Source organism: Tessaracoccus zhenghani (assembly GCF_055326325.1).
Genome location: NZ_JBUZNQ010000004.1, coordinates 223,978 through 248,391 on the forward strand (window position 1 = coordinate 223,978; position 24,414 = coordinate 248,391).

At 68.6% G+C, this 24,414-nt stretch carries 23 protein-coding genes; 13 read left to right on the forward strand and 10 right to left on the reverse strand.

Annotated elements, in window-relative coordinates:
- The first annotated feature begins 7 nt into the window (after positions 1 to 7).
- The 10 genes from thrC (at position 8) to ACZK4S_RS10935 (ending at position 10,396) form a co-directional block, all read left to right on the forward strand.
- Positions 8 to 1,435, forward strand: coding sequence for a threonine synthase (gene thrC / locus ACZK4S_RS10890; protein WP_463644264.1), 1,428 nt, complete (start codon positions 8 to 10; stop codon positions 1,433 to 1,435).
- 66 nt (positions 1,436 to 1,501) lie between these two features.
- Positions 1,502 to 2,326 (forward strand): N-formylglutamate amidohydrolase, encoded by an 825-nt coding sequence (locus ACZK4S_RS10895; RefSeq protein ID WP_463644265.1) that lies wholly within the window; start codon positions 1,502 to 1,504, stop codon positions 2,324 to 2,326.
- On the forward strand, positions 2,323 to 3,492 hold the full coding sequence (locus ACZK4S_RS10900) for a peptidase MATCAP family protein (protein WP_463644266.1): 1,170 nt from the start codon (positions 2,323 to 2,325) through the stop codon (positions 3,490 to 3,492). The genes ACZK4S_RS10895 and ACZK4S_RS10900 overlap by 4 nt, the downstream gene beginning before the upstream one ends.
- Positions 3,489 to 4,532: a glutathione synthetase gene (locus tag ACZK4S_RS10905; protein WP_463644267.1), complete on the forward strand. Its 1,044-nt coding sequence runs from the start codon at positions 3,489 to 3,491 to the stop codon at positions 4,530 to 4,532. Before ACZK4S_RS10900 ends, ACZK4S_RS10905 begins: the two co-directional genes overlap by 4 nt.
- Positions 4,533 to 4,558: 26 nt before the next feature.
- Complete coding sequence (locus ACZK4S_RS10910; protein WP_463644268.1) at positions 4,559 to 5,149, forward strand: DUF1707 SHOCT-like domain-containing protein; 591 nt, start codon at positions 4,559 to 4,561, stop codon at positions 5,147 to 5,149.
- A gap of 7 nt (positions 5,150 to 5,156) precedes the next feature.
- Entirely contained in the window at positions 5,157 to 6,119 is a 963-nt protein-coding gene (locus ACZK4S_RS10915) for an alpha/beta hydrolase (RefSeq protein ID WP_463644269.1), read from the forward strand.
- 186 nt (positions 6,120 to 6,305) lie between these two features.
- A complete protein-coding gene (gene dnaK, locus ACZK4S_RS10920) occupies positions 6,306 to 8,156 on the forward strand; it encodes a molecular chaperone DnaK (RefSeq protein WP_076063116.1) in 1,851 nt (616 codons plus the stop codon).
- On the forward strand, positions 8,153 to 8,701 hold the full coding sequence (locus ACZK4S_RS10925; RefSeq protein ID WP_182762706.1) for a nucleotide exchange factor GrpE: 549 nt from the start codon (positions 8,153 to 8,155) through the stop codon (positions 8,699 to 8,701). The genes dnaK and ACZK4S_RS10925 overlap by 4 nt, the downstream gene beginning before the upstream one ends.
- 102 nt (positions 8,702 to 8,803) lie before the next feature.
- The gene (gene dnaJ / locus ACZK4S_RS10930; RefSeq protein ID WP_463644270.1) at positions 8,804 to 9,967 is read left to right on the forward strand and encodes a molecular chaperone DnaJ; all 1,164 of its coding nucleotides are present in this window, start codon (positions 8,804 to 8,806) and stop codon (positions 9,965 to 9,967) included.
- Positions 9,968 to 9,973: 6 nt separating this feature from the next.
- Entirely contained in the window at positions 9,974 to 10,396 is a 423-nt protein-coding gene (locus ACZK4S_RS10935) for a heat shock protein transcriptional repressor HspR (protein ID WP_076063120.1), read from the forward strand.
- 203 nt (positions 10,397 to 10,599) lie between these two features.
- Here ACZK4S_RS10935 and ACZK4S_RS10940 read toward each other — a convergent pair whose 3' ends face one another.
- The gene (locus ACZK4S_RS10940; RefSeq protein WP_076063123.1) at positions 10,600 to 11,550 is read right to left on the reverse strand and encodes an L-lactate dehydrogenase; all 951 of its coding nucleotides are present in this window, start codon (positions 11,548 to 11,550) and stop codon (positions 10,600 to 10,602) included.
- Between the two features lie 228 nt (positions 11,551 to 11,778).
- Here ACZK4S_RS10940 and ACZK4S_RS10945 point away from each other — a divergent pair, with 228 nt between their 5' ends.
- Positions 11,779 to 12,336 (forward strand): hypothetical protein, encoded by a 558-nt coding sequence (locus ACZK4S_RS10945; RefSeq protein ID WP_463644271.1) that lies wholly within the window; start codon positions 11,779 to 11,781, stop codon positions 12,334 to 12,336.
- A 79-nt stretch (positions 12,337 to 12,415) separates the two neighbouring features.
- Here ACZK4S_RS10945 and ACZK4S_RS10950 read toward each other — a convergent pair whose 3' ends face one another.
- From ACZK4S_RS10950 to ACZK4S_RS10965, 4 genes are all read right to left on the reverse strand, one after another.
- Positions 12,416 to 13,255, reverse strand: a complete 840-nt coding sequence (locus ACZK4S_RS10950; protein ID WP_463644272.1) for a hypothetical protein — start codon at positions 13,253 to 13,255, stop codon at positions 12,416 to 12,418.
- On the reverse strand, positions 13,239 to 14,453 hold the full coding sequence (locus tag ACZK4S_RS10955; protein WP_463644273.1) for a hypothetical protein: 1,215 nt from the start codon (positions 14,451 to 14,453) through the stop codon (positions 13,239 to 13,241). Before ACZK4S_RS10955 ends, ACZK4S_RS10950 begins: the two co-directional genes overlap by 17 nt.
- A 14-nt stretch (positions 14,454 to 14,467) precedes the next feature.
- The gene (locus ACZK4S_RS10960; protein WP_463644274.1) at positions 14,468 to 15,010 is read right to left on the reverse strand and encodes a hypothetical protein; all 543 of its coding nucleotides are present in this window, start codon (positions 15,008 to 15,010) and stop codon (positions 14,468 to 14,470) included.
- Between the two features lie 131 nt (positions 15,011 to 15,141).
- Positions 15,142 to 17,700, reverse strand: a complete 2,559-nt coding sequence (locus ACZK4S_RS10965; protein WP_463644275.1) for a glycogen/starch/alpha-glucan phosphorylase — start codon at positions 17,698 to 17,700, stop codon at positions 15,142 to 15,144.
- A gap of 189 nt (positions 17,701 to 17,889) precedes the next feature.
- On the opposite strand from ACZK4S_RS10965, the gene ACZK4S_RS10970 reads away from it, so the two are divergent.
- Both ACZK4S_RS10970 and ACZK4S_RS10975 read left to right on the forward strand, forming a co-directional pair.
- Positions 17,890 to 18,795, forward strand: coding sequence for a PRC-barrel domain-containing protein (locus tag ACZK4S_RS10970; RefSeq protein WP_182762688.1), 906 nt, complete (start codon positions 17,890 to 17,892; stop codon positions 18,793 to 18,795).
- Positions 18,796 to 18,968: 173 nt separating this feature from the next.
- Positions 18,969 to 19,997, forward strand: a complete 1,029-nt coding sequence (locus ACZK4S_RS10975) for a hypothetical protein (RefSeq protein ID WP_463644276.1) — start codon at positions 18,969 to 18,971, stop codon at positions 19,995 to 19,997.
- Between the two features lie 79 nt (positions 19,998 to 20,076).
- On the opposite strand, the gene ACZK4S_RS10980 is transcribed toward ACZK4S_RS10975, so the two are convergent.
- The 5 genes from ACZK4S_RS10980 to kbl all read right to left on the reverse strand — a co-directional run bounded on the left by ACZK4S_RS10980 (position 20,077) and on the right by kbl (position 24,375).
- Positions 20,077 to 20,763 carry a TenA family protein gene (locus ACZK4S_RS10980; RefSeq protein WP_463644277.1) on the reverse strand — a complete coding sequence of 229 codons (687 nt, stop codon included), beginning with the start codon at positions 20,761 to 20,763 and terminating at the stop codon, positions 20,077 to 20,079.
- Complete coding sequence (thiD, locus tag ACZK4S_RS10985) at positions 20,760 to 21,602, reverse strand: bifunctional hydroxymethylpyrimidine kinase/phosphomethylpyrimidine kinase (RefSeq protein WP_463644278.1); 843 nt, start codon at positions 21,600 to 21,602, stop codon at positions 20,760 to 20,762. The genes ACZK4S_RS10980 and thiD overlap by 4 nt, the downstream gene beginning before the upstream one ends.
- Entirely contained in the window at positions 21,599 to 22,276 is a 678-nt protein-coding gene (gene thiE, locus ACZK4S_RS10990) for a thiamine phosphate synthase (RefSeq protein WP_463644279.1), read from the reverse strand. The genes thiD and thiE overlap by 4 nt, the downstream gene beginning before the upstream one ends.
- Entirely contained in the window at positions 22,276 to 23,076 is an 801-nt protein-coding gene (gene thiM, locus ACZK4S_RS10995) for a hydroxyethylthiazole kinase (protein ID WP_463644280.1), read from the reverse strand. The genes thiE and thiM overlap by 1 nt, the downstream gene beginning before the upstream one ends.
- 111 nt (positions 23,077 to 23,187) lie before the next feature.
- Entirely contained in the window at positions 23,188 to 24,375 is a 1,188-nt protein-coding gene (gene kbl, locus ACZK4S_RS11000) for a glycine C-acetyltransferase (protein WP_463644281.1), read from the reverse strand.
- Positions 24,376 to 24,414: the final 39 nt, after the last annotated feature.

Sequence of the window (24,414 nt, forward strand, 5' to 3'; positions counted from 1 at the left end):
CCACCCCATGCTCTACGTCTCCACCCGTGATGCCTCGGGCGCGCCCGGCAAGCGGTTCAGCGACATCCTGCTCGAGGGTCTCTCCGCCGACGGCGGGTTGTACCTGCCGGACAGCTATCCGCAGGTCTCCGTCGCCCAACTCGATGCCTGGCGCACGCTGCTGGCGGAGGAGGGCTACGCGGCGCTCGCGTTCGAGATCGTCGCGCTTTTCGTCGACGACATCCCGGCCGAAGACCTGCGCGGCATCGTGGAGCGGGCCTACGCGCCGTCGAAGTTCCTCGACCCCGCCGTCGTGCCGCTGACGCAGCTGAGCGACGGCCTGTGGTTGGCGCATCTGAGCAACGGCCCGTCCGCCGCCTTCAAGGACATGGCGATGCAGCTGCTGGGCGAGCTGTTCGCCTACGAGTTGGAGCGCCGCGGGGAGAGGATCACCATCCTGGGCGCCACCAGCGGCGACACCGGGTCCTCGGCCATGTACGCGCTCCGCGGCAAGCCCGGCGTGAAGGTGTTCATGCTGTCGCCGCAGGGCCGGATGACGCCGTTCCAGCAGGCGCAGATGTTCTCCATCGACGACCCGGACATCGTCAACATCGCGGTCGACGGGGTGTTCGACGACTGCCAGGACATCGTCAAGGCCATCAACGCGGACGCCGACTTCAAGGCCCGGCACAAGATCGGGGCCGTGAACTCCATCAACTGGGCACGTCTGCTGGCCCAGGTCGTCTACTACTTCGCCGCCTGGCTGCAGCTCCCCGGGAAGCTCGCGGGGCCGGTCAGCTTCGCCGTGCCGTCGGGCAACTTCGGCAACATCGCCGCCGGCCACATCGCCCGCGAGATGGGCCTGCCCATCCACCGGCTCATCCTGGCCACCAACGAGAACAACGTGCTGGAGGAGTTCTTCCGCACCGGCGTCTACCGCGTGCGGGCGGGCGCCGAGACGCACGCCACGAGCTCGCCGTCGATGGACATCTCGAAGGCCTCGAACTTCGAGCGCTTCGTCTTCGACCTGCTGGGCCGCGACGCCGCCCGCGTGCGGGAGTTGTTCGTCGACGAACTGGGCTCCCACGGCTCCTTCGACCTGAGCGACACCCCGGAGTTCCGCGGCCAGATCGAGCGGTTCGGGTTCGTGGCGGGGACGTCCACGCACCAGAACCGGCTCGACCAGATCCGGCGGGTCTTCAGGGCCGACGGCGTGGTCATCGACCCGCACACGGCCGACGCCGTGCAGGTCGCCGGCAGCCTCCCCGTCGACGGCCCGGTCATCGTGCTGGAGACGGCGCTGCCGGTGAAGTTCGCCGAGACCATCGTCGAGGCGATCGGCGTGGTGCCGTCACGCCCGGCGCGCTTCGAGGGGATCGAGGACCTGCCCCGCCGCGTCGTCAGCGCCCCGAACGACGCCGTCGCCGTGCGCGCCATCATCGAGCGTTCCGCGTAGCCAGGCAAAGCCCACATAGCCGTACGTTTTCACCCCCGCGAACCGGTCGTCGGGTAGGAATGGTGCATGCAACCATTCGAGTTCCTCGGTGACTGGTCCGGTCAACTGATCGCCACCTCCATCCACGCCGGGCATGACCTGAGCCCAGAGATCGCCAGGTCCATGGTGCTCGACGAGGAGGTGCGCTTCCGCGAGGAGGACCCCTTCACGGACCTCATCGCCGGTCGCATCCCGGCCCGGGTCAACGTGCACCTGTCGCGGTTCGAGACGGACCTCAACCGGATCCGCACCAAGGCCGTCTACCGCACCCCGGACGACTGCTGGGGGCTCAAGGTCTGGGACACCGACGAGCTCCCCGAAGACGCCGTCGACATCGCGCTGGCGGGCTACGACGCGTTCTACGCCGCCCTGGCGAAGCGCCTGGATGTGGTCGCTGAGCGCGGCCCGTTCGTGATCTACGACGTGCATTCCTACAACCATCGCCGCGACGGCGCGGACGCCCCCGACGAGCCGGTCGAGGACAACCCGGAGGTCAACCTGGGCACCGGATCGCTCAACCACGAGACGTTCGGCGACGTGGCGGGCGCCTTCCGCGAATCGATGCTGGGCCAGGGGTTCGACATCCGCGAGAACGTGAAGTTCAAGGGGCAGAACCTCGCCTGGTTCGTCCACGAGCGCTACCCCGGCGTGGGCTGCGTGCTGGCCATCGAGTTCAAGAAGACGTTCATGGACGAGTGGACGGGGGAGCCGGACCAGCAGCACATCGAACGGCTCGCCGCAGCCCTCGAACAGACGCAGGGCCCGGTGCTGGCGGCGCTCGCCGAGATCCCCGAGCGGCACATCCCGCAGCACCGGGATCCCGAGCAGGCCATGGCTGGCGAGGGCGGATGAGTAACAACCCGCTCTCGATGGTGGACCAGGCCATCGACCTGCAGCTGTCGCAGCTGAGCACCAGCTTCCGGTTCATCCTGGACGTCACGCCCATCGACGCCAACGACGTGAAGGACGCCTTCATCGCCGGCGACGTGCGGGAGCCGGAGTTCGCCTACCGCGACTACATCATCGAGCCGGAGGTGCTCCACACGGTGCTGCACAGCATCGACGTCACCCGCGTGCAGGACGCGACGGTGGGCGCGCTGTTGCGCAACAAGCACCGCGAGCTGGACCTCCAGTTGTCGATGTTGCGCTGCCGCGGCTCGCAGGACTTCCGCAACCTCTCCATCGAGCTGTTCGGCGGGGTCCACCAGGACCTGCTCACGGCGGCCGAGGCGATCCTCAGCCGGATCGACGCCTCGACATGGTCCGGTGAACGGCTGACGGCCGAGGAATTCCTGGCCTTGGCCAACGAGGAACTCGACTACTACCGGGGGCTCGAACCCGACGTCGACATCCACGCGGAGATCCGGCCGGATTCCACGGGAGTGATGGTGTCGGGCAACCTCCTGCTGATCGGGCCGGAGGCTTCCGTGTCGGCGGACCGCGCCAACGCGCTGATCCAGCACGAGGTCGGCACGCACCTCGTCACCCAGGTCAACGGGTCCCACCAGCCGCTCCAGGTGCTCGGCACCGGCCTGGCCGGGTACGACGAGACCCAGGAGGGCCTGGCCGTGCTGGCGGAGGTGGCGTGCGGGGAACTGACCGCGTCCAGGCTCCGCCAACTCGCCGGCCGCGTGCTCACCGTGTCGCGCATGCTCGGCGGGGCGTCGTTCCGCGAATGCTGGGAGGGCCTCGTCGACGACGGCTTCCACCCCGGAGGCGCTTTCTCCACCGTGATGCGCATCTTCCGCTCCGGCGGGCTGACGAAGGACGCCTGCTACCTGCGCGGCCTCATCGACATCCTGGGGCACCTCCGCTCCGGCGGCGACCTCGGCGCCTTCTTCCTCGGCAAGTTCGCCCTGGAGGACCTCCCTCTCATCGAAGAACTCAACGCACGAGGGGTGCTCAGCGCCCCCGTCGTGCTGCCCCGCTGGTTCGACGAGGCCAGCAGCCGTGAGCGGCTCCTCGTCGCAGCCCAGACCACAGACCCCACCGAACTCATCCAAGGAGTTGCAGCATGAAGATCGGATTCGTCGTCAACGACGTCATGACCGAGAAGGCCGAATACACCACCACCAGGCTGGCCATGCACGCCACGAACATGGGTCACGAGGCGTGGCTGATGGGGATGGGCAATTTCGCCTACGAGGCCGACGGCTCCCTCAGCGCCCGCGCCCGCGCCGGGGCCGGCAAGAACTACCGCTCACTCGAGCGCTATATCGAGGACGTGCAGAAGCCCACGTCTGAGGAGCGGCTACCGCTCAGCGAGTTCGACATCGTGATGCTCCGCTCGGATCCCGCCGACGACGCGCAGGGCTCGGCGTGGGCCAACAACGCGGGGGTCGCCTTCGGGCAGCTCATCGCCTCGACGGGGGTCCTGGTGGTCAACGACCCCACCAGCCTGGCCAACGCGTTGTCGAAGGCCTACTTCCAGCACTTCCCGGAGGCGGTGCGCCCCACTACGCTCATCTCGCGTGACGAGGCCCAGATCGTCGACTTCGTGAAGGATCTCGGCGGCCGTGCCGTGCTGAAGCCGTTGCAGGGTTCCGGTGGCAGCGGCGTCTTCCTGGTGAACACGGACGAATCCCCCAACATGAACCAGATCATCGAGGCGATCTCCCGCGACGGCTACGTCGTGGCCCAGGAGTACCTTGAGGAGGCGAAGAACGGCGATGTGCGGATGTTCGTGATGAACGGCAAGCCGCTGATGATGAACGGCAAGTGTGCGGCCTTCCGACGCCGGTCGAGCGGGTCGGACCTGCGCTCCAACATGTCGGCCGGGGGCAAGGCGGAGGCCGTCAAGGTCACCGATGAAATGCTCGAGATGGTGCATGTGGTGCGCCCCAAGCTCGTCGCCGACGGGATGTTCCTCGTCGGGCTCGACATCGTGGGCGACAAGCTCATGGAGGTCAACGTCTTCAGCCCCGGCGGCCTGGGCTCCTGCGCCGCGCTGTACGACGAGAACTTCGCCATCGCGGTGATCTCGGACCTGGAACGCAAGCTCGAGATCCGTCGGCACTACGGCACCGAGATCTCCAACATCAGCCTGGCGGCTCTCTGACAGGGGGAAGGCCTAGGGTCGTGGTCATGGACGTTCAACGATTGCGCGCAGGGGATGCGGATCGCGATCACACCCTCACCATCATCCAGCGGGCCTACGAGGCCGGCCGGCTCGACCTCGACGAGATGCGGGAGCGTCAGGAGAAGGCGCTCAAGGCCGTCTTCACCGACGAGCTGCCCGCGCTCGTCGCGGACCTCCCGGAGGGCAGTGACCTGATGCTGCAACAGGACCAGATGGGGCCCCTCCCGCCGCACCATGAGGCGCTGCCCGCCACCGCTCAGGGCGACGGCGGGTTCACCGTCGCCATCATGAGTGGCCGCGACATCCTCGTCGAGCCGGGTACCCGCGACGTCGGCTGCCTCGCCTTCTGGGGAGGCAACAACTACGATCTCACCAAGGCCATGGGTCCCGGCCGCATCGTGACGCTGACGTTGAACGCCATCATGGGCGGGTGCGACGTCTACGTGCCGCCGGGCGTGCGCGTCATCGACCAGTCGGTGGCCATCATGGCCGGCAACGACATCCACGCCGACGCCCAGGGCGACGGCTCCAACGGCACCGTGGTGCTCAAGGGGCTGCTCTTCTGGGGCGGCAACGACGTCAAGCTGCGGAAATAGGAGTTACATGTCGCACCAGTACAGCCGGGTCGATCCGGAGTCCCGAGAGGTGCTCGAACAGCACATGAGGCTCGTCCCCGGTGGGGTCAACGCCATCGCAGACCCGGTCGCCAGGCGCGAGGCCTCCGACGCACTGGCCGCAGCCGGCATCGAGGCGGCCGGCGGTCCCGATCAGAGGGTGGGCCGTGAGGACCTCGTCGTCCCCGGGCTGGACGGCGACCCCGACGTGCCTGTGCGCGTCTACCGCCCCGCCGACGCAGCGGGCCCGTTGCCTGGCATCTTCTTCATCCACGGCGGAGGCATGATGATGGGCTCCGTGGCGGGGGAGGACTCCACGGCCGCCGTCTACAGCCTCGCCGCCGGCGCCGTCCTGGTCTCCGGCGGCTACCGGTTGGCCCCCGAGTACCCGCATCCCGCCCAGTCGCGTGACACCTACGCCGGCTTCTCCTGGATGATGGACAACGCGGAGGCGTTGGGCATCGACCCGTCCCGCGTCGCGATCGTCGGGGGCTCCGCAGGTGGCAACCTGGCCCTCGTGACGGGGATGCGGGCCCGCGACGACGGCCGCCCCTCCCCGCAGTTGGTGTTGGCCGCCTACCCGATGCTCGACCCCACCAACACCACCGCCTCCAGCCACGCGGTCACCGAACTGGGAATGTGGGACAGGGGCACCAACATCGAGGCCTGGCAATGGTTCCTGGGCGGCGCGGAACCGGACAGGTACGCCTCGCCCCTCCTCGAGACCGACTGGGCCGGTTTCGGGCCGGTCTTCGTGGACGTCGGCACGGAGGATGCGTTCCGCGACGAGGACCTCGCGCTGGTCGCCGCGATGGTGAAGCAGGGGGTGTTCGTCGAGTTCCACCTCTACCCGGGGGCGTATCACGCCTCAGAGGCGTTGGCTCCAGAGGCCGAACTTTCGCGACGGATCACGGCCACCCGCCTCTCCGCAGTGCGGCGCGCCCTCGCCTGACGTCGCACGGGAGCGACGGCCCCCGGCGCCCCTGGAAAGGGTCAGGGTTCTCCAGGGTTGAGCCGGATAAGCTCAACTTTGACTTGAGCGCGGGCGGGGTCTGTGGTTAGCTTGAGTCAACCCCGCTCAAGGGAACTGATTCGATCTCAACAGCTTCACAGCAGCTAACACCCAGGAGGAAATCCCATGGCTCGTGCAGTAGGCATCGACCTCGGCACCACCAACTCGTGCGTCGCCGTCCTCGAGGGCGGCGAACCCACCGTCATCCCCAACTCTGAAGGCTCGCGCACCACCCCGTCCGTGGTGGCCTTCTCGACCTCCGGCGAGGTCCTCGTCGGCGAGGTCGCCAAGCGTCAGGCGGTCACCAACGTGGACCGCACCGTCCGCTCCGTCAAGCGCCACATGGGCACCGACTGGAAGGTCGAGATCGACGGCAAGGACTACCGTCCCCAGCAGATCTCCGCGTTCGTGCTGCAGAAGCTGAAGCGTGACGCTGAGGCGTACCTGGGTGAGTCGGTCACCAACGCCGTGATCACCGTCCCGGCCTACTTCTCCGACGCCGAGCGCCAGGCCACCAAGGAGGCCGGCGAGATCGCGGGCCTGAAGGTGGACCGCATCATCAACGAGCCCACCGCCGCCGCGCTGGCCTACGGCCTCGACAAGGGCGACACTGAGCAGACCGTGCTCGTCTTCGACCTCGGTGGTGGCACGTTCGACGTGTCGCTGCTCGAGATCGCCGACGGCGTCTTCGAGGTCAAGGCCACCAAGGGCGATAACCGCCTGGGTGGCGACGACTGGGATTCCATCGTCGTGGACTGGCTCGTCACGCAGTTCAAGAACAAGAACGGCGTGGACCTGTCCAAGGACAAGATGGCCCGCCAGCGTCTGCAGGAGGCCGCCGAGCGCGCCAAGATCGAGCTGAGCTCCGCGTCGGAGACCGCCATCAACCTGCCCTACATCACCGCCTCGGCGGAGGGCCCGCTGCACCTCGACGAGAAGCTGACCCGCTCGGAGTTCCAGCGCATGACCCAGCCGCTGCTGGACCGCTGCCGCGCCCCGTTCAACGCCGTCATCTCCGACGCCAAGACCTCCGTCGACAAGATCGACACGGTCCTCCTCGTCGGTGGCTCCACCCGCATGCCGGCCGTCGCGGACCTGGTCAAGGAACTGACCGGTGGCAAGGAGCCCAACAAGGGCGTCAACCCGGACGAGGTCGTCGCACTGGGCGCCTCGCTGCAGGCCGGCGTGCTGAAGGGCGAGGTCAAGGACGTGCTGCTCCTCGACGTGACCCCGCTGTCGCTGGGCATCGAGACCAAGGGTGGCGTGATGACCAAGATCATCGAGCGCAACACCACCATCCCCACCAAGCGCTCCGAGGTGTTCACCACCGCTGAGGACAGCCAGCCGTCGGTGATGATCCAGGTCTACCAGGGCGAGCGTGAGTTCGCCCGCGACAACAAGTCGCTCGGCAACTTCGAACTGACCGGCATCCTGCCCGCACCGCGGTCCGTGCCCCAGATCGAGGTCACCTTCGACATCGACGCCAACGGCATCGTGCACGTCAACGCCAAGGACCTCGCCACCAGCAAGGAGCAGTCCATGACGGTGACCGGCGGTTCCGCCCTGGCCAAGGACGACATCGAGCGCATGGTCAAGGACGCCGAGTCGCACGCCGAAGAGGACCGCAAGCGCCGCGAGGCCGTCGACATGCGCAACGAGGGCGACGCCCTGGTGTTCCGCACCGAGAAGCTCCTCACCGAGCACGACGAGACCATCGGCGAGGACGTGAAGGCGCCGGTCGTGGAGGCCACCAACGCGCTGAAGGAGGCCCTGAAGGGCGAGGACGACGACGTGGTCAAGGCCGCGATCGACGACCTCAACACGAAGGCCGCCGCGATGGGTCAGGCGATCTACGCCGCCGCCCAGGCCAAGGCGCAGGAGTCCGCTCCGGCCGACGGCGGGGCCGCTGACGCCACGCCCGAGGGCGAAGAGGACGTCGTCGAGGCGGAGATCGTCGACGAGGAGAACGACAAGTGACCGATTCGCAGTTCACTCCGGACAGCGACGCAGTGGGCGAGGCCGTCGAGGAGACGGCCTCGCCCACGGGCGCACCTGAAGCCCCCGTCGAGTTCGAAGCCGTTGACGCTCCTGACCGTGTCGCCGAGCTCGAGGAACTCGTGGCGGAGCGCACGACGGATCTTCAGCGCCTCGGCGCCGAGTACGTCAACTACAAGAAGCGCGTGGACCGCGACCGCGACCTGGCCCGCCAGGCCGGCATCGAATCAGTCCTGACGGACTTCATGCCCGTGCTGGACTCGATCGCCCTCGCCAGGGAGCACGGCGACATCGACGGCGGTTTCCGCATGGTCGCCGACGAGCTGGAGAAGGTCATGGCCAAGCACGGCCTGGTGTCGTTCGGTGAGGTGGGCGAGGAGTTCGACCCCAACCGCCACGACGCCCTCATGGCGGTCCAGCTGGACGAGCCGGTCACGGTCACCACCGTGTCGCAGGTCATGCAGCAGGGCTATCAGCTCAAGGGGCGGGTCGTGCGCCCGGCACGCGTCGCCGTCGCCAACCCGTAATGCCGTGCATGGGCCTGCCCTCGCGACGACGTCGCAGGGCAGGCCACCCGGCCCGTGGAGGAACAACCATGCACCCTCATTCAGAAAGGAGATGATCGGGAAGTGAGTACCAAGGACTGGCTCGAGAAGGACTACTACAAGGTTCTCGGCGTCTCCAAGAACGCGTCGCCGGACGAGATCAAGAAGGCCTTCCGTCAGATCGCCCGCGACAACCACCCTGACCAGAACCCGGGCGACAGCGCCGCCCTGGCCCGGTTCAAGGAGGCCTCTGAGGCCAACGCGGTGCTGTCGGACACGGAGAAGCGCAAGGAATACGACGAGGCCCGCAGCCTGTTCGGCGGCGGCTTCCGGTTCAACCGGCCCGGGCAGCCCGGCGGCGGTGCGTCGCCGTCGTTCGAGGACCTGTTCCGCAACGCGGGCCAGGGTACCGGGCAGCAGGGCTTCGGTGACCTGTTCGGCGGCCTGTTCAGCGGAGGCGCCGGGGCCACCCGTCGCGCCACGCAGCGCGGCCCCCGTCGCGGCGCCGACATCGAGGGCGACGTGACCATCAGCTTCGAGCAGGCCGTCGAGGGCGCCACGGTGACCATGCGGACGGTCTCGGATCAGCCGTGTCCGTCGTGCCGGGGTACCGGCGCGAAGGCCGGCACCCTGCCGCGGGTGTGCCCGTCCTGTGAGGGTTCGGGCATGCAGTCGTCGCAGGCCGGCGGCGTGTTCCACATGAGCGAACCGTGCACCGACTGCCTCGGTCGCGGCCTCATCGTCGACACCCCCTGCCCGGACTGCGCCGGTTCCGGCCGTGGGAAGTCCACCAAGACGATGAACGTGCGGATCCCCGCCGGCGTCGAGGACGGGCAGCGCATCCGGCTCAAGGGCAAGGGCGCGGCCGGTGAGAACGGCGGCGCGCCGGGAGACCTGTACGTCAGCGTGCACGTCACCCCGCACAAGTTGTTCGGACGCAGCGGCCCCAACCTCACACTGGACGTGCCGGTGACGTTCACCGAGGCGTCGCTGGGCGCCGACATCCAGATCCCCACCATGCAGGGGCAGCGCGTGAAGCTGCGGATCCCGCCGTCGACGCCCAACGGGCGCACGATGCGGGTGCGTGGCCGCGGCGCGCGGAAGCCGGACGGCTCGCAGGGTGACCTGCTGGTGACCATCAAGGTCGAGGTGCCGGACGACCTGAGCGCGGAGGCCAAGGCCGCACTGCTGGAATACGCCGAGAAGGCCCACGAGGTCAACCCTCGCGAGTCGCTGTTCGGAGGGTGATGACCGATGAGCCAGCATCTGCAGCCCTTTGACCCCGACGCGGCGGTCTTCCCCGTTTCGGTGGCCGCGTCGCTGGCCGACATGCACGCGCAGACCCTGCGCGGCTACGACCGGCTCGGCCTCGTCGTCCCCCAGCGGGCGCGGGGCCGTGGCCGGCGTTATTCGTTGCGCGACATCGCGAAACTGCGGCACGTGCAGTACCTGTCGCAGACCGAGGGCATCAACCTTGAGGGCATCCGTCGCATCCTCGCGCTGGAGGAGCAGGTTGACGGCATGCGTGACCAGGTGGAGCGCCTGAGCGAACTGGTCCGGCGCATCCAGAGCGACGAACTCGCCGCGCGGGTGTTCACCGCGGAGTCGTCGGGGCGCGTGCACCAGGGCCGGTACCGGCCGCAGCGTCGGCTGGCGCTGCCGCCGTCCGCCACCTGACGACGCGGCGGTGGCAGAACCGCCGGATTGGCTCGGGCCGCCGTCGTTGTGGCGGTTGTGGCCAGCCCGCCCGTAGCGCCGAACTCTCGCCCACCTCCGCGTCGGGTGCCCTGCCGAGCGCAGCCATCCAGCGCCTGGGCCTCCAGCGGGTGACCGACGCCGGCCCGAGGTCTCTGCGCGTCACCCGCTGACCGGCGTCCGGCTCAGAAGCCCAGCCGGCGCGCGACCTCACGAATGTGGTCCGCGCTGTCGCGCAGGCGCTGGAGTTCCCCGTCGGTGAGAGGCAGCTCAAGCGCCCGGCCCACACCCTTGCCGTCGACGATGTGCGGCACCGACATGCACACGTCCGAGATCCCCTGCCAGTTCTCGAGGTACGACGACACCGGCAGCACCCGGTGCTCGTCACGCAGCACGGCCTGGATGATGCGCGTGCCCGCCAACCCGATGGCGTAGTTGGTGGCGCCCTTCCCCTCGATCACCTCGTAGGCCGCGCCGACGACCTGCTCGGCGATGCGTTCGCGCACCTCGCGGCTCAACTGGCCGGTCTGCTCCTCCCACTGCTTCAGCGGCACGCCGCCGATGGTGGCGGTGCTCCACAGCGGGGTCTCGGTGTCCCCGTGTTCGCCAGCGATGTAGGCGTGCACATTGGTCACAGAGACGGCGCACTCGGCGGCGATGAGCCACCGCAGCCGCGACGAGTCGAGCACCGTGCCGGAGCCCATCAGCTGGTTGCGGGGGAGACCCGAGATCTTGAGCGCCGCCTGGGTGGTGACGTCGACGGGGTTGGTCACCATGATGAACACCGCGTCGGGCGACTGCTCCACCAGCGGCGGGATGAGCGACTTCATCATCCCGACGGTCTTCGCAGCGAGGTCCATCCGGGTCTCGCCGGGCTGCTGCTTCGCACCCGCCGCGACGACCACCACGTCGGACTTGGCCGTCACCGCGACATCGTCGGAGCCCTCGACGGTGACGTGGGGAGGCAGGAACTGGCTCCCGTGGGCGAGGTCCAGGGCCTCGGCCTTGACCTTGGTGGCACTCAGGTCGTGCAGCGCCACGTGCGTCGCCGCCCCCTTGATCAACGCCGCGTACGCCAGGGAGGTACCGACGGCGCCCGCGCCGACGACTGACAGTTTCGTGCCTCGCATCTTCATACCCACATCTTGCCCACAACTCCAAGACACCGCGTGCGGGACGGGCCCGAATCTGGATCTGGGTCGGTCAGGGACCCCACATCCAGATGTGGCGCCGTCGGCGCTCCGGAACGGCCCGCGGCCCATCCTCAGGGGTGAGTAGGGGGCTTTTGGGGGAGCTAACCCCTCGTGGCGGCGCCCTTTACGTTGCACACTAGATAAGGAACGCACGAGATCCAGGAGGGTCCCATGACCGAGCATTTCAACGACCGACCGGACGACCAGACCCAGGGCGAGCGCTTCGCCGACGAACCCACCTACACCTACGACGCCACTGAGGCCGCGTCCAGCCAGGAGTGGGGGGCCGAATACGGCACCACCGGCACCACCGGCACGACCGACGCCCCCGACGCGTCCACCAGCGACGCGTGGGGCCAGCAGCACACCGCCGTCGACGGCGCCGAGCAGCAGCACCGGAGCCCGGAGCAGTTGGGCGACAACCTGCGCAAGGCGGCCGAGGAGACGGCCTACGCCGCCGTCGGTTTCGTGGGCCTGATGGCCGACAAGGCCAAGGAGTTCTACGAGGAGCAGAAGAAGCAGTACGTCGAATCCCACCCCGAAGCCGATTCGGAGGCGGGTGCGAAGAACGTCCTGGCCCAGCTGCGCGAGCAGCTCGACAAGTTCATGGACGAGATCAACCGCGGCTTCCGCGACCTCGCCGAGCGCGGCCGCGCCTCCGGCAAAGAGCCGGGCACGCACGACGCGGCAGATCAGTCGGACGAGAACAACAAGGATTACACCATCTGATGCGGTGACAGCACCCGATCAGGCGACACCGAAGCGGCCGGCACCCCAGGGGTGCCGGCCGCTTGGCTGTGCAGTCAACTCATCCGCTGAAGGTTGCTGATGACAATTGGGTGTAGTCGGCGGACTCCAGGATGGCCGTCGTCACGCCGCCGTCGCGCTGCACTGCCAGGCGGGTGGCGAGGCTGGGATCAGGCAGGGAGCCGAGGAGTTCGTCGACGGCGGGGGCCAGATCCCCTGCCGGCGGGAGCGGTGCCGGCTCCGGCACTGGGCCGTCAGAGGGCAGCGGATGGGACGCGACGCTGGTGCTCGCCGCGTCCAGGCCGCGACTCCACTGGTAGATCCTGGCTGTGTCGACACCGCGCACGGAGACGACGGCCGAGCCTTCCTCCGCGTCGATCTCGACGGACAGGACTTCGTCGGTGAGGCCCGCGCGCCCGATCTCGGACCAGACCTGGGTGAGAGCGGCTCCGGAGATGGGTTCGGTGATCGGCTCCAACTGCTCGCCGTCGAGGAAGACGCTGCCCTGCCCGTCGCACTGGGCTTCGGCCACCGCGATGCCCGGTGACAGGGCCCGCACCGCGACGCGGGCAGCACCGTCGCACGCGTCGATCTGCGCCTCGGCCAGCTCGATGCTGTCGTCCAGGGGGAAGTCGTCCCTCGGCACCGTGATGGGCGCGGCGGGATCCGCGAGGCTGGATCCCTCAGTGGGGTAGAGCTTCTGCGTCTCGGGCGGCTGCCCGCCGACGACCTCGAGGCGCCACTCATCGGTCACCGTGAACCCGGCGGGCCTCGCGGTGGCGCCGATGTACTCCCGCAGCAGGTCTGTGGACTCCGCACGCTCGTCGGCGGCCAGGGTGCAGCCCGCGAGGGCCAACACGCCGACGGCGGCCCAGGCCGCCCGCCTAGCCGAAGTACTCATTGAAGAGGGAGTCTGCCTGGGAGGTGGAGGAGGCTTCGTTGTCCAGGTAGTTGCGCGCGGTCTGCCGCAGCGAATCGCGCATGGATTCAGCGGCGGCGCGGCCTCCGTCGATGGCAGTGGTGATGCTGTCTGCCAGCCCGTTGAGCGACGACGACTCGGCGGCCGAGAAGTGGGGCATGTCGATCATGATGACCGGCAGCCGCGACGCGCCTGAAGCGGTGCTGTGCAGCGTCGACATCTGGGTGGCCAGGTCGTCCCAGTAGGCGACCTGCGACTGGAACCACTCGGCGTTGGTGCGCACCTCGTCGTTGCCGGTGGAGCCCGGCTGGTCCAGGTCGCGCGACACGTTGCGGGGCGACGGCCAGGTGCCGCCCGGCCCGATGCCCGTCAGGTCGTTCTCCAGGAGCCCCACCTGGACGACGGAGGAGATGGCCGCCGACAACTGCCTGCCCTGCTCCTGCACGCGGTCGTAGAAGAGCTGTCGCTGGTCCATGACGAGCTGTGCGAAATCCTCCACCGCGCCGATGAAGCTACCGATCGTCGGCTCCATGATGGCGATCTTGATGGCGTCGAGGTAGAGCTGTTCCTGCTGCTGGGCCAGGTTCGTCAGGTTCGCGATGGAGTCTGTGACGTTGCCGAGATACGTCGTGGTGTTGGACACCAGCCCGCCGGCGACGCCGCGCGTGGTCTCCGCGGCGGTGCGCTGGCTGCCGATGGACGCGTCGTAGCCCGCCGCGTTCCCGCTCACCCACGGCTCACCGTTGGACGGGATCTCGTTGGTGTTGGCCGGGTAGTAGACGCCCTCGAACGAGGCGTCGATGCTGAACCAGTCGAGGAGGAAGCCGCCCACGTCTGTGGGGATGCTGACCAGCTTGTCCTTGCGGCTCGTCTGCGCGGTGCAGGTGGTGTCGTAGCCGGACTCGGCCTCGGCCAGCGCGTCCATCGCCTCGCCCTGGCGCTCGTGGTCACTGGTGCGGATGTTGTGCCAGAACAGGTTCCAGCCCGACGGGCGGGTCTCGCTGTAGTAGCCACCGGAGGGGCAGAACGGCCAGCTCTCGCAGCGGTACTCCTTGAACTCGCCGACGAGCGCCCTGGACGCCTCCATCTCGGCGAGGACGAGTTCGGCCTGCAGCTCGTAGGCGTCCTGCAGGTCTTCGGTCATCTGGGTGATCAGATCCAGCGTTGCCTGGGGGCTCATGGGATGTCTCCGTCCTATTTCTCGACGAGGTAGCGGCGCGCTGCCGCGTAGTGGGAATGGGCGTCTGCGATGTCGGCGTCCTCGGCGGCGGGCTGCACCAGCGGCTTCGGCAGGACCGCCAGGATCTCGTCGGCGAGGGCCTGCAGGCTGGCCTTCGCCGCCCACTCGGGGTTGATCTGGAGCCCGTGGAAGCGGCCGGCGGTCAGGAAGACCTCCACCCTGTCGTGCGGGGTGCCCAACACCTCTTCGCGGCGACGGTCCACCTCACCGGCGCGGAGCCGGGCGAGGTAGCGACGCATGGCTGCGCGGCCCGCGCGCATCTCGGCGAGATACGAGGGGATGGACGAGAGGGGGAGGTGCACCTCCGGCAGGGCCGACGGTGCTGCGGCCTCGAGGGGCGGCAGTGCCCGGCGGATGAGGGCCGAGATCGTCTCGGCCAACTCTCGGGGAATGAACCGGTCTCTCCATGAGGCGCTGATGCGGAGTGAGACCACCTCCAGCCCCTCCACGGTGATCTCGATGGCCCCGGACTCATCCGTGATGACGGTTTCCTGCACGCTACCTCCCCGATCTGCCTGTGCAGCCTACGGTCGCACGGGGTCATCAGAGCAGGCGCGCACCCAGGTGGACCCAGACGACGAAGCGGCCGGCACCCCGTGGGGGTACCGGCCGCTTCGTCGGGTGCGGATCAGATCATCGGGGTGGTGTGCCAGATGTGCTGCAGGTAGTCGCGCATCGAGCGGTCCGAGCTGAAGAAGCCGGTGCGCGCCACGTTCAGGATGGCGGAGCGGGTCCAGGCCTCCTGGTCGGCGTAACGCTCCTCGACGCGGGCCTGTGCATCCACGTAGCTCTGGAAATCTGCCAGCGCCATGAACCGGTCCTGGTTGATGAGGTTCAGCACCACGGAGTCGAAGATGTGCCCGTTGCCGCCGGAGAAGTGACCCGACAGGATCAGGTTCAGGGCGTCGCGCAGGTTGGCGTTGGCCTCGTAGTACTCCGTGGGGTTGTAGCCCTTGGCGCCCAGGTCTGCCACCTCCGGCTCGGACATGCCGAACAGGAAGAAGTGCTCGTCGCCGACCAGTTGGCGGATCTCGACGTTGGCGCCGTCGTCCGTGCCGATGGTGAGGGCGCCGTTGAGCGCGAACTTCATGTTGCCGGTACCCGAGGCCTCCATGCCGGCGAGCGAGATCTGCTCCGAGAGGTCTGCCGCCGGGATGAGCTTCTCCGCCAGGGTGACGTTGTAGTTGGCCGGGAAGGCGACCTTCAGGCGACCCTCGAGGCGCGCGTCGTTGTTGACGACCTCTGCCACCTTGTTGATCAGGTGGATGGTGTCCTTGGCCATGCGGTAGCCGGGGGCGGCCTTGGCGCCGAACAGGACGGTGCGCGGGGTCACCTCCGCGGCGGTGATCTTGCCGCTGATGACCTGCTCGTAGAGCGACACGATGTGCAGGACCTTGAGCGACTGGCGCTTGTACTCGTGCAGGCGCTTTACCATGACGTCGAGCATGTGGCCCTCGGGCAGGTCGATGCCGTCGCGCACCTTCAGCAGGCGCGTGAGGCGGCCCTTGTTCCACGCCTTGACCTCACGGAAGCGGGCCTTGAAGTCCTCGTCCTCCGCGTAGGGCTCCAGCTCGCGGAGCCGTTCGAGGTCCGTGACCCAGCCGCTGCCCAGGGTGTCGTTGAGCAGGTCGGCGAACTTGTAGTTGGCCATCCGCACGAAGCGACGGGGGGTCACGCCGTTGGTGACGTTGGTGAACTTGTCCGGCCACAGGTCCGCGAAATCCTTGAGCACCTTGTCGCGCAGCAGCTGCGAGTGCAGCGCGGCCACGCCGTTGATCTTGGTGGCGGCGACGGCGGCCAGGTGGGCCATCCGGACCCCGCGCTCGTCGCCCTCGACGATCAGCGACATGCGGCGGGCGCGGATCTCGTCATCCGGGAAGGCGGCGCGCACCTCGCCCATGAGGTTCTCGTTGATCTGGTAGATGATCTCCAGGTGACGGGGCAGCAGGCGGCCGAGCAACTCGGTGGACCACACCTCGAGCGCCTCGGGCAGCAGGGTGTGGCAGGTGTAGGCGAAGCACCTGCTGGCGATCTCCCACGCCTCGTCCCAGTCGAAGCCCTCTTCGTCGATGAGGATGCGCAGGAGTTCGGGCACCGCGATGACGGGGTGCGTGTCGTTGAGCTGGAAGATGATCCGCTCAGGCAGGTTGTGCAGGTCGAAGTCTTCTTCGAGGCCGTCCAGGAAGTCGCGCAGCGAGGCGGCGACGAAGAAGTACTGCTGCTGGAGGCGCAGTTCCTTGCCCTGGGGCGTGGAATCCTCGGGGTAGAGGACCTTCGAGATGTTCTCCGCGAGGGTCTGGGCGCGGACGGCCTGGGCGTAGTCGCCGGAGTTGAAGATCTGCAGGTCGAACGCCTTGGTGGCCGACGCGCTCCACAGGCGCAGCGTGTTGACGCGGCCGTTGAGGTAGCCGGGCACCATGTAGTTGTACGGCACGGCGAGCACGTTCCAGGCCGGCACCCAGCGGCACCGCTCCTCGCCGTCGTCGTCCGTGTAGCGCTCGGTGTGGCCACCGAAGTTGACCACGACGGAGGCCTCGGGGTGCGGGAACTCCCACGGCGCGCCCAGCGCGAGCCAGGTGTCGGGCTGCTCCACCTGGCGGCCGTCGACGAAGGTCTGGCGGAAGATGCCGTACTCGTAGCGGATGCCGTAACCGACGCAGGGCACGTTCATGGTGGCGAGGGAGTCGATGAAGCAGGCGGCGAGGCGGCCGAGGCCACCGTTGCCCAGCCCAGGCTCGATCTCCTGCGCGCGCAGCGTGGGCAGGTCCAGGCCGCACTGGGCCAGGCCCTCCAAGGCGATGTCGTGCAGGTCCGAGGCGAGCAGCGCGTTGTTGAGCTGGCTGCCCAGCAGGTACTCGGCGGACAGGTAACCGATGGTCTTGACCTTGGCGGCATGCGTCTTGCGGTTGGTCTCGAGCCACCGCGCCATGAGGTAGTTCTTCACGGTGCTGGCGAGAGCGAGGTACTGGTCATTGACCGTCGAACGTGAGAGCGTGACGCCCTGGTTCGTGTTCAGTTCGTGGAGGAACTCGCGCACGAAACCGTCGACCGAATAGGTCGGCGCGCCCACCGGAGCGGTGGCGAGAGGGTGCGTCGGCGTCGATGTGGGCCCGACGCGGCGAACGTCGGTGTTGGGGGATTCATCGGCCCGCATGGGGCCCCCGTTGTGCTGCGGAAACTCAGGCATGGCACCACAGTAGTTTGAACGTGCATATTTTTCACATCGGGCGTGTCCCGCGCGCTCAGATACCCGGTACCGGGCGTTCCAATCACCTCCCTCAGGGTGTTTTTCCCGCCCCTTTTGTGAGAGAGGCTGGAACGTACCCCCGGTTACACGGATCGGCCAGATTCTGGCCGGGAACGAAGGGAGCACACCATGCACCACGACGAGAACATCGACCAACTGCTCGGGGCCACGGCCTACGACCGTAGCGGCGAGAAGATCGGCGGCGTCAGCGGCGTCTACCTCGACGACCAGACCAGCCAGCCCATGTGGGTCACGGTCAATACCGGTCTCTTCGGCCTGCGCACCAGTTTCGCGCCGCTCGCGGGATCCTCGCTGGAGGGTGACCGCCTGACGCTGGCGCACGACAAGGACACCGTCAAGGACGCCCCGAACGTGGACGAGGACGGACACATCACCAGGTCCCAGGAAGACGACCTGTACCGCTACTACCAGGTGGACAGCAGCGTCATCGAGGAAGACCGCCTCCGCACGCGCCGCTGGGACCGCGACCATGACCTGTCCGGCGAGGAGCGCTCGGATGGACCGCTGCTGGACAGCGACCGCGACGGGCGCGGCCCCGTCGGTGAAGTGCTGGACGGCCCGGACCACACCCACGACCCGGCCCGTTCCTTCGGGGACGGCCGCACCGGCGACAACGCAGGCGTCCACACCGGCAGCCTCGGCTCGCCCGGCGTCGGCAACGAGCGCGTCGTCGAGAGCGGCAGCCTCGGCTCGCCCGGGATGGGCAACGAGAACGTCCGCAGCCGTCAGGACGACCTCATCAGTGACCCGGCCTACCGCAACGACCCCTCGTTCGTGGACGACCAGGCCGCAGTGGGGGGCGAACGCTACGTCGACGACGAGCGACTCCGCGACGATCGCCTGCGCGACGTCGGCCCGGACGGTGAACTGGTGGACGACGAGGCGTACCCCGGGGACGACGTCTCCGGTTACCCCGACGCCGCCGAAGGCCCCCTGGGCGAACGCACCCGTGGACAGCGCCCCATCGACAACATCTTCGACGCGCCAGACCAGGGCAACCCCCGCCCCAACTGAGTGATCTGACGAGGAACGGCCGGCCCATCACGGGCCGGCCGTTTCCGTGTCTGGGAACAGACGCCGGCCGAGTGCAACCAGATTGAGCACCGCGACGTATTCACATTGATTCCCCGAAGAACGAGGATGACATCATCCACGGGGCTCTGCCCCAGGCACAGTTAGGAACAGCAATGTCGCTTCTCCGCAGAACCGCCATCGCCACCGCAGCAGCGGGACTGGCTATCTCAGGGTTGGTGACCCAGCCCTCCAACGCCGCCGACACCACCGACGTCTACTCGACGCCGGGCGGCCACATCCAGAGCGGCAGGCTCTGGGACACCGAGTGCGAGATGTACTCGTCCAACGTCGTGCGGTGCGAGACCAAGATCTGGTCGACGCAGGTCGTGTACAAGAACGGCAGATTCGTCCAGGACACCGACTGGCACTTCAACAACCTCTCCTACCTGCCGTCGCCGCGCTCCAGTTGGGCCGGCAACCCGCTCGCGGCCAACGGCACCTTCACCAGCGCCGGTCACAGGTGGCGCACCGAATGTGACACGCCGGCCACCGGCCGTGGCGGCTGCCGCTCGTACATCGAGACCAACTTCATCGCCAAGGAGGGCAACTCCTACGTGCGGAAGACGGGCTTCGTCTTCAACAACCTGGTGCGCTTCTCGGGTGGCTCGGTCGCCCCTGTCACCAGCATCCCGGCGCACGTGCTCGACCAGAGCAAGCTAACCTTCGACGGCCTCGGCCCGTTGACCTACGCCCCCTACACCCAGGCGGCCTACAACAACGCGCAGCTGAACTACCTGCGGCTGGGCTACATCGTCCCGTCGCCGGTCGAGGACTGCGACGCCTACCGCAACGGGCCCGAGCTGGTGGACCGCGGCATCTCTGTGGTGGACCTGGCCGACGTGGCCGTGCGTGAGCCCGGCATCCAGACAGAGGACGGCGCTGAGGTCGGCATGACCGTGGCCCAGATCAAGGCGATCTACGGGGCGGACTTCAAGCAGGTGCGCAAGCAGAACCATGGCGAGCTGCAGTACCTGGGCTCCGTCAGGCTCGGCGACCGCGAACTGCAGTTCCGCGTCGAGGGTGAGCCCTACCCGGGCGGCGGGGCGCGCTACGCACCGCTGACTCCGATGAAGGACACCGACGTGATCGTGGAGATCTCGGCCCAGAAGTACACCGAAGACGTGAGCTTCGGCGGCTGCTGACCACCCACCCCGCAATCAAGTTTGCTCCCGCGCCCTCTGAGGGCGTGGGAGCGAACTTCGTCAGGGGGCGTCGGCGGGATCAGAGCGTCCAGGTCTCCTGGGCGTAGGACTTCGCCCAGAACTGCTCCTCGTAATAGGTGGCGTCGACGAAGGCGGTGAGCATCTGCCCGCGCGTCGTCTCGTCCGCCGACGTAGCCGCCTCGTCCAGCAGTTCGATCGCGCGTCGGGTGGCGTCCTGGAAGGCGGGGTCCGCGTAGGAGGCCGCCCAGTGGCCGAAGGGGTGGTCCCGCACGGCCGAGGCGGTCTCGGCGAGCCGGGCGCCGACGTCGGCGTAGACCCAGAAGCACGGGAGCACCGCGGCGACTCCCACCTCGTAGCGTTCGTAGGCCGTCATGGTCTGCAGCATGTTGACGTAGGCGCGGGTGGTGGGGGACGCGACGGTGGGGCGGGGCGCGCCGGCCAGCGCCGGGTCGCTGAACAGCCCGGCGTGCATCTCCACCTCAGCGGCGACGGCGCCACCGGCGCTCGTCGCCCAGAAGCCTGCGGCCTCCGGGGAGGGAGCGCGGGTGGCGAGCATCGCGAGGGCGCGGGTGTAGCCGCGCAGGTAGAAGTCGTCCTGCACGAGGTATTCCACGAAGCGGTTGACGTCGAGGGTGCCGTCCGCGAGTTCGGTCAGCAGGGGGAGGTCGTCGATGCGGCGGCGGATCTCCGCCGTGGCCTCCCAGGCCCTGTCGCTGAATTCGCCGGTGTTCCAGGTGATGGTCATCGCGTGCTTTCTACGAAGTGGTCCACGGGTCCGTGGCCCAGGTCGGGCGTTCGGGAGAGCGTCCAGCCGGCGCCGGACGCGATGGCGCGCATGAGGTAGTCGCGGGCCTGTTCGATGCTGGGCAGCCGCACGCCGGTGCGCAGAGTGTCGCCGTTGCGTGCCGCGTGGGCGGCGATCGCCGACGACAGCGTGCAGCCGGTGCCATGAGTGTGCCGCGACCTGATCCGGGGACCGCTGAGGATGGCCACGCCGTCGGAGGTGGCGAACGCGTCGGTGACCTCGTCGTCGGACAGGTGGCCGCCCTTGACCAGCGCGGCCCTCGCGCCGGCCTCGACGAGCGCCTTGGCCTGCGCGATGACACCCTCGCTGTCCGTGGCCGCGGAGATGCCCAGCAGCACCGCAGCCTCAGGCACGTTGGGCGTGACCACGTCCGCCAGGCGCATGAGCCGCTCGCGGACGACGGCGACGGCGTCGTCCTGGAGGAGTTTGTCGCCGGAGGTGGCGACCATGACGGGGTCGAGGACCACGACGCCGAAATCGGCGCGCCGCTCCTCGATCAGGTCCGCAACGACGCCCGCGACCTCGGCGTTCGAGAGCATGCCGAGCTTGGTCGCGGCGACGGGGAGGTCATCGAGCACCGCCTCGATCTGGCTCCGCACGAAGGCGGGGTCGACGGCGCGGGCCTCGCGCACGCCCTGCGTGTTCTGGGCGGTCAGGCCGGCCAGCGCGGCGGTGCCGTAGACGCCCAGCGCGTGGAAGGTCTTGAGGTCGGCCTGGATGCCGGCGCCGCCGCTGGGGTCCGAGCCGGCGATGCTGAGCGCGATCCTGGGTGTGGTCATCGGGTCCTCCAGAGCGACATGAGGTCCTTGGCTGCGGCCAGCGGGTCCGGGGCGGTCATGATGGCGGACACGACGCAGATGCCATCCACCCCCGTGTCGATCACCCAGCGGGCGTTGACCTGGTTGATGCCGCCGATGGCGACGGTCTTCGCACGGCCGGCCGTCTCGCGCACGATCTGTTCGGCGCCCTGCAGCTCCAGCGGCGGTTCGGTGTCGGTCTTGGTGCTGGTGTTCCAGATGGGCGACAGGCCCAACACGTCGGCGGTCTGGTGGCGCAGTTCGGTGCGCAGTTGCTCGCTGTTGGAGATGGACAGGCCGATCATCAGGTCCTGCCCGAGCCGCCGTCGGGCCTCCGCGATGTCGCCGTCGCTCTGCCCCATGTGGAAGTGGAGGCCGAGGTCCGCGGCGATGTCGAGGCGGTCGTTGACGAAGATGGCGGCGCGGTGGCCCGTGGCGTCGAACACGCGCTGGGTGGCGTCGACGCAGGCCTGCGTGAGGTGGAGGAACTCGACCTCCGACATGTGCTTGTCGCGCACCTGGACGACTCCGGCGCCGCCCAGCACCGCCTGCTCGATGATTCGCGGCACCCTGTCCGGGCCGCCCGCGAGCTCCGTGTCCGTGACGACGTAGAGGCGCCAGTCCACCTGTTTGGCCAGTTTCTTGTGGGCCTGCATCAGTCCTCCTCGACTGTGACGAGTCCTTCCACATCTGCCGGCGTCAGCGCGTGCAACGCGTCGAGCCAGAGGGTGCGGAAGGTGCCGGGGGCCGAAGCCCCCCGGGCAGCGGCGACTCCTGCCGCGCCGAAGATGGCGTGTGCGGCGACCACGGCGTCGTGCCGGTCCGCTTGGGTCTCGGCGACGGCGAGGCAGGCCGCGACGGTGGCGCCCAGCGCGCAGCCGGTGCCGATCACCAGCGGCATGAGGGCGTCGCCGCCCGTGACCCGGGTGACTCGGCCGGCCGAGACGATCACGTCGACCGGGCCGGAGATGGCGACGACGGCGCCGGTGGTGGCGTTGAGTTCGCGGGCGGTGCCGACGGCGGCCTCCACCTCGTCGGTGGCGTCCACGCCGCGGCCCCCGGCCGACGTACCGGCCAGGCCGAGGATCTCGGAGGCGTTGGCGCGGATGGCGGTGGGGCGGTGGGCGAGGAGGTCGCGGGCCAGTTGGGTGCGCACCGGGAGGCCGCCGACGGCGACCGGGTCCAGCACCCACGGTTTGCCCGCGGTTGCGGCGGCGGGGGCGGCCAGGCGCATGCCGGCGTGCTGCTCCGCTGAGCCGTTGCCCACGTTGATCAGCAGCGCCGACGCGAGGCCGGCGAAGATCTCCGCCTCCTCGGGCAGGTCGATCATGGCGGGTGCCGCGCCGACGGCGAGCAGCACGTTGGCGGTGATCTCGGGCACCACGGTGTTGGTCATGCAGTGCACCAACGGGGTGGTGGCGCGGACGGCGCCGAGGATGCGGGCAATGCCGGTCATGGATTGCTCCCTTCGCTAGAACGACCTAGATCAGGTGACTACGGGTGTGTTCTCAGCCCCTCCTGCGGGGCACCCCGGCTTCGCCCCGACCCTACCAGTGTCGCCTGACGGTCAGCGGGCCACGGCGTCCCGGGCGGCGACGAACGCCGCCACCGCCGCGTCCAGGTCCTCCCGGGTCAGGGCCGCGGACAACTGGGTGCGGATCCGCGCCTTGCCGCGGGGCACCACGGGGAACGAGAAAGCGCGCACGTAGACGCCCCGGGCGAGGATCTCGTCGGCCATCTGGGCGGCCAGCGCCGCGTCGCCGATCATCACGGGGACGATGGGGTGGTCAGACTCGGGCACCTCGAAGCCCTCCTCGACGATCCGGCGGCGGAAGTAGGCCGTGTTCTCGCGGAGCCGGTCGAGCAACTCGGGCCGGGAGGCGATGAGGTCGATCACCGCGATCGCCGAGGCCGTGATGGCGGGGGCGAGCGAGTTGCTGAACAGGTACGGCCGCGACTTCTGGCGCAGCAACTCGACGATGGGCCCACGCGCGCAGGTGAAGCCACCCGACGCGCCGCCCAAAGCCTTGCCCAGCGTGCCCGTGAGGATGTCGACCCGCTCGGTCACGCCGAACAGTTCCGGCGTGCCGGCGCCTGTGTCGCCGATGAAGCCGACGGCGTGGGAGTCGTCGACCATCACCAACGCGCCGTAATCATCGGCGAGCGTGCAGATGTCGTCGAGGGGCGCCACGTAGCCATCCATCGAGAAGACGCCGTCGGTGGCGATCACCCGGTGGCGCGCGCCCTTGGCGGCCTCCAGCTGGGCGCGCAGGTCGTCGAGGTCGCGGTTGCGGTACCGCAGGCGCTGCGACTTCGTCAGCCGCACGCCGTCGATGATCGACGCGTGGTTGAGCTCGTCGGAGATGATGGCGTCCTCGGGCCCGAAGACGGTCTCGAACAGGCCCGTGTTCGCGTCGAAGCACGACGAGTAGAGGATCGTGTCGAAGCCCTCGGCGCCCTTCCGGAGGAAGCCGGTGAGCTTCGCCTCCAGGTCCTGGTGCTGCGTCTGGGTGCCGCAGATGAACCGCACCGACGCCATGCCGAAGCCCCAGCGGTCGAGCGCCTCCTTCGCGGCGGCGATCAGCTCGGGGGAGTCCGCCAGGCCCAGGTAGTTGTTGGCGCACAGGTTGATGACCTCGCCGCCGAGCGTGCCGACGTGCGCGGCCTGCGCCGTCGTGAGCGGGGCCTCCTCCTTGTACAGCCCCTCGTCGCGGAGGGCCTGGATCTGCTGGTTGATGTCATCGAGGAAGGTCATGGTGCTCCTGTTCGGAAAAGTAACTGGCGGGGATCCCAT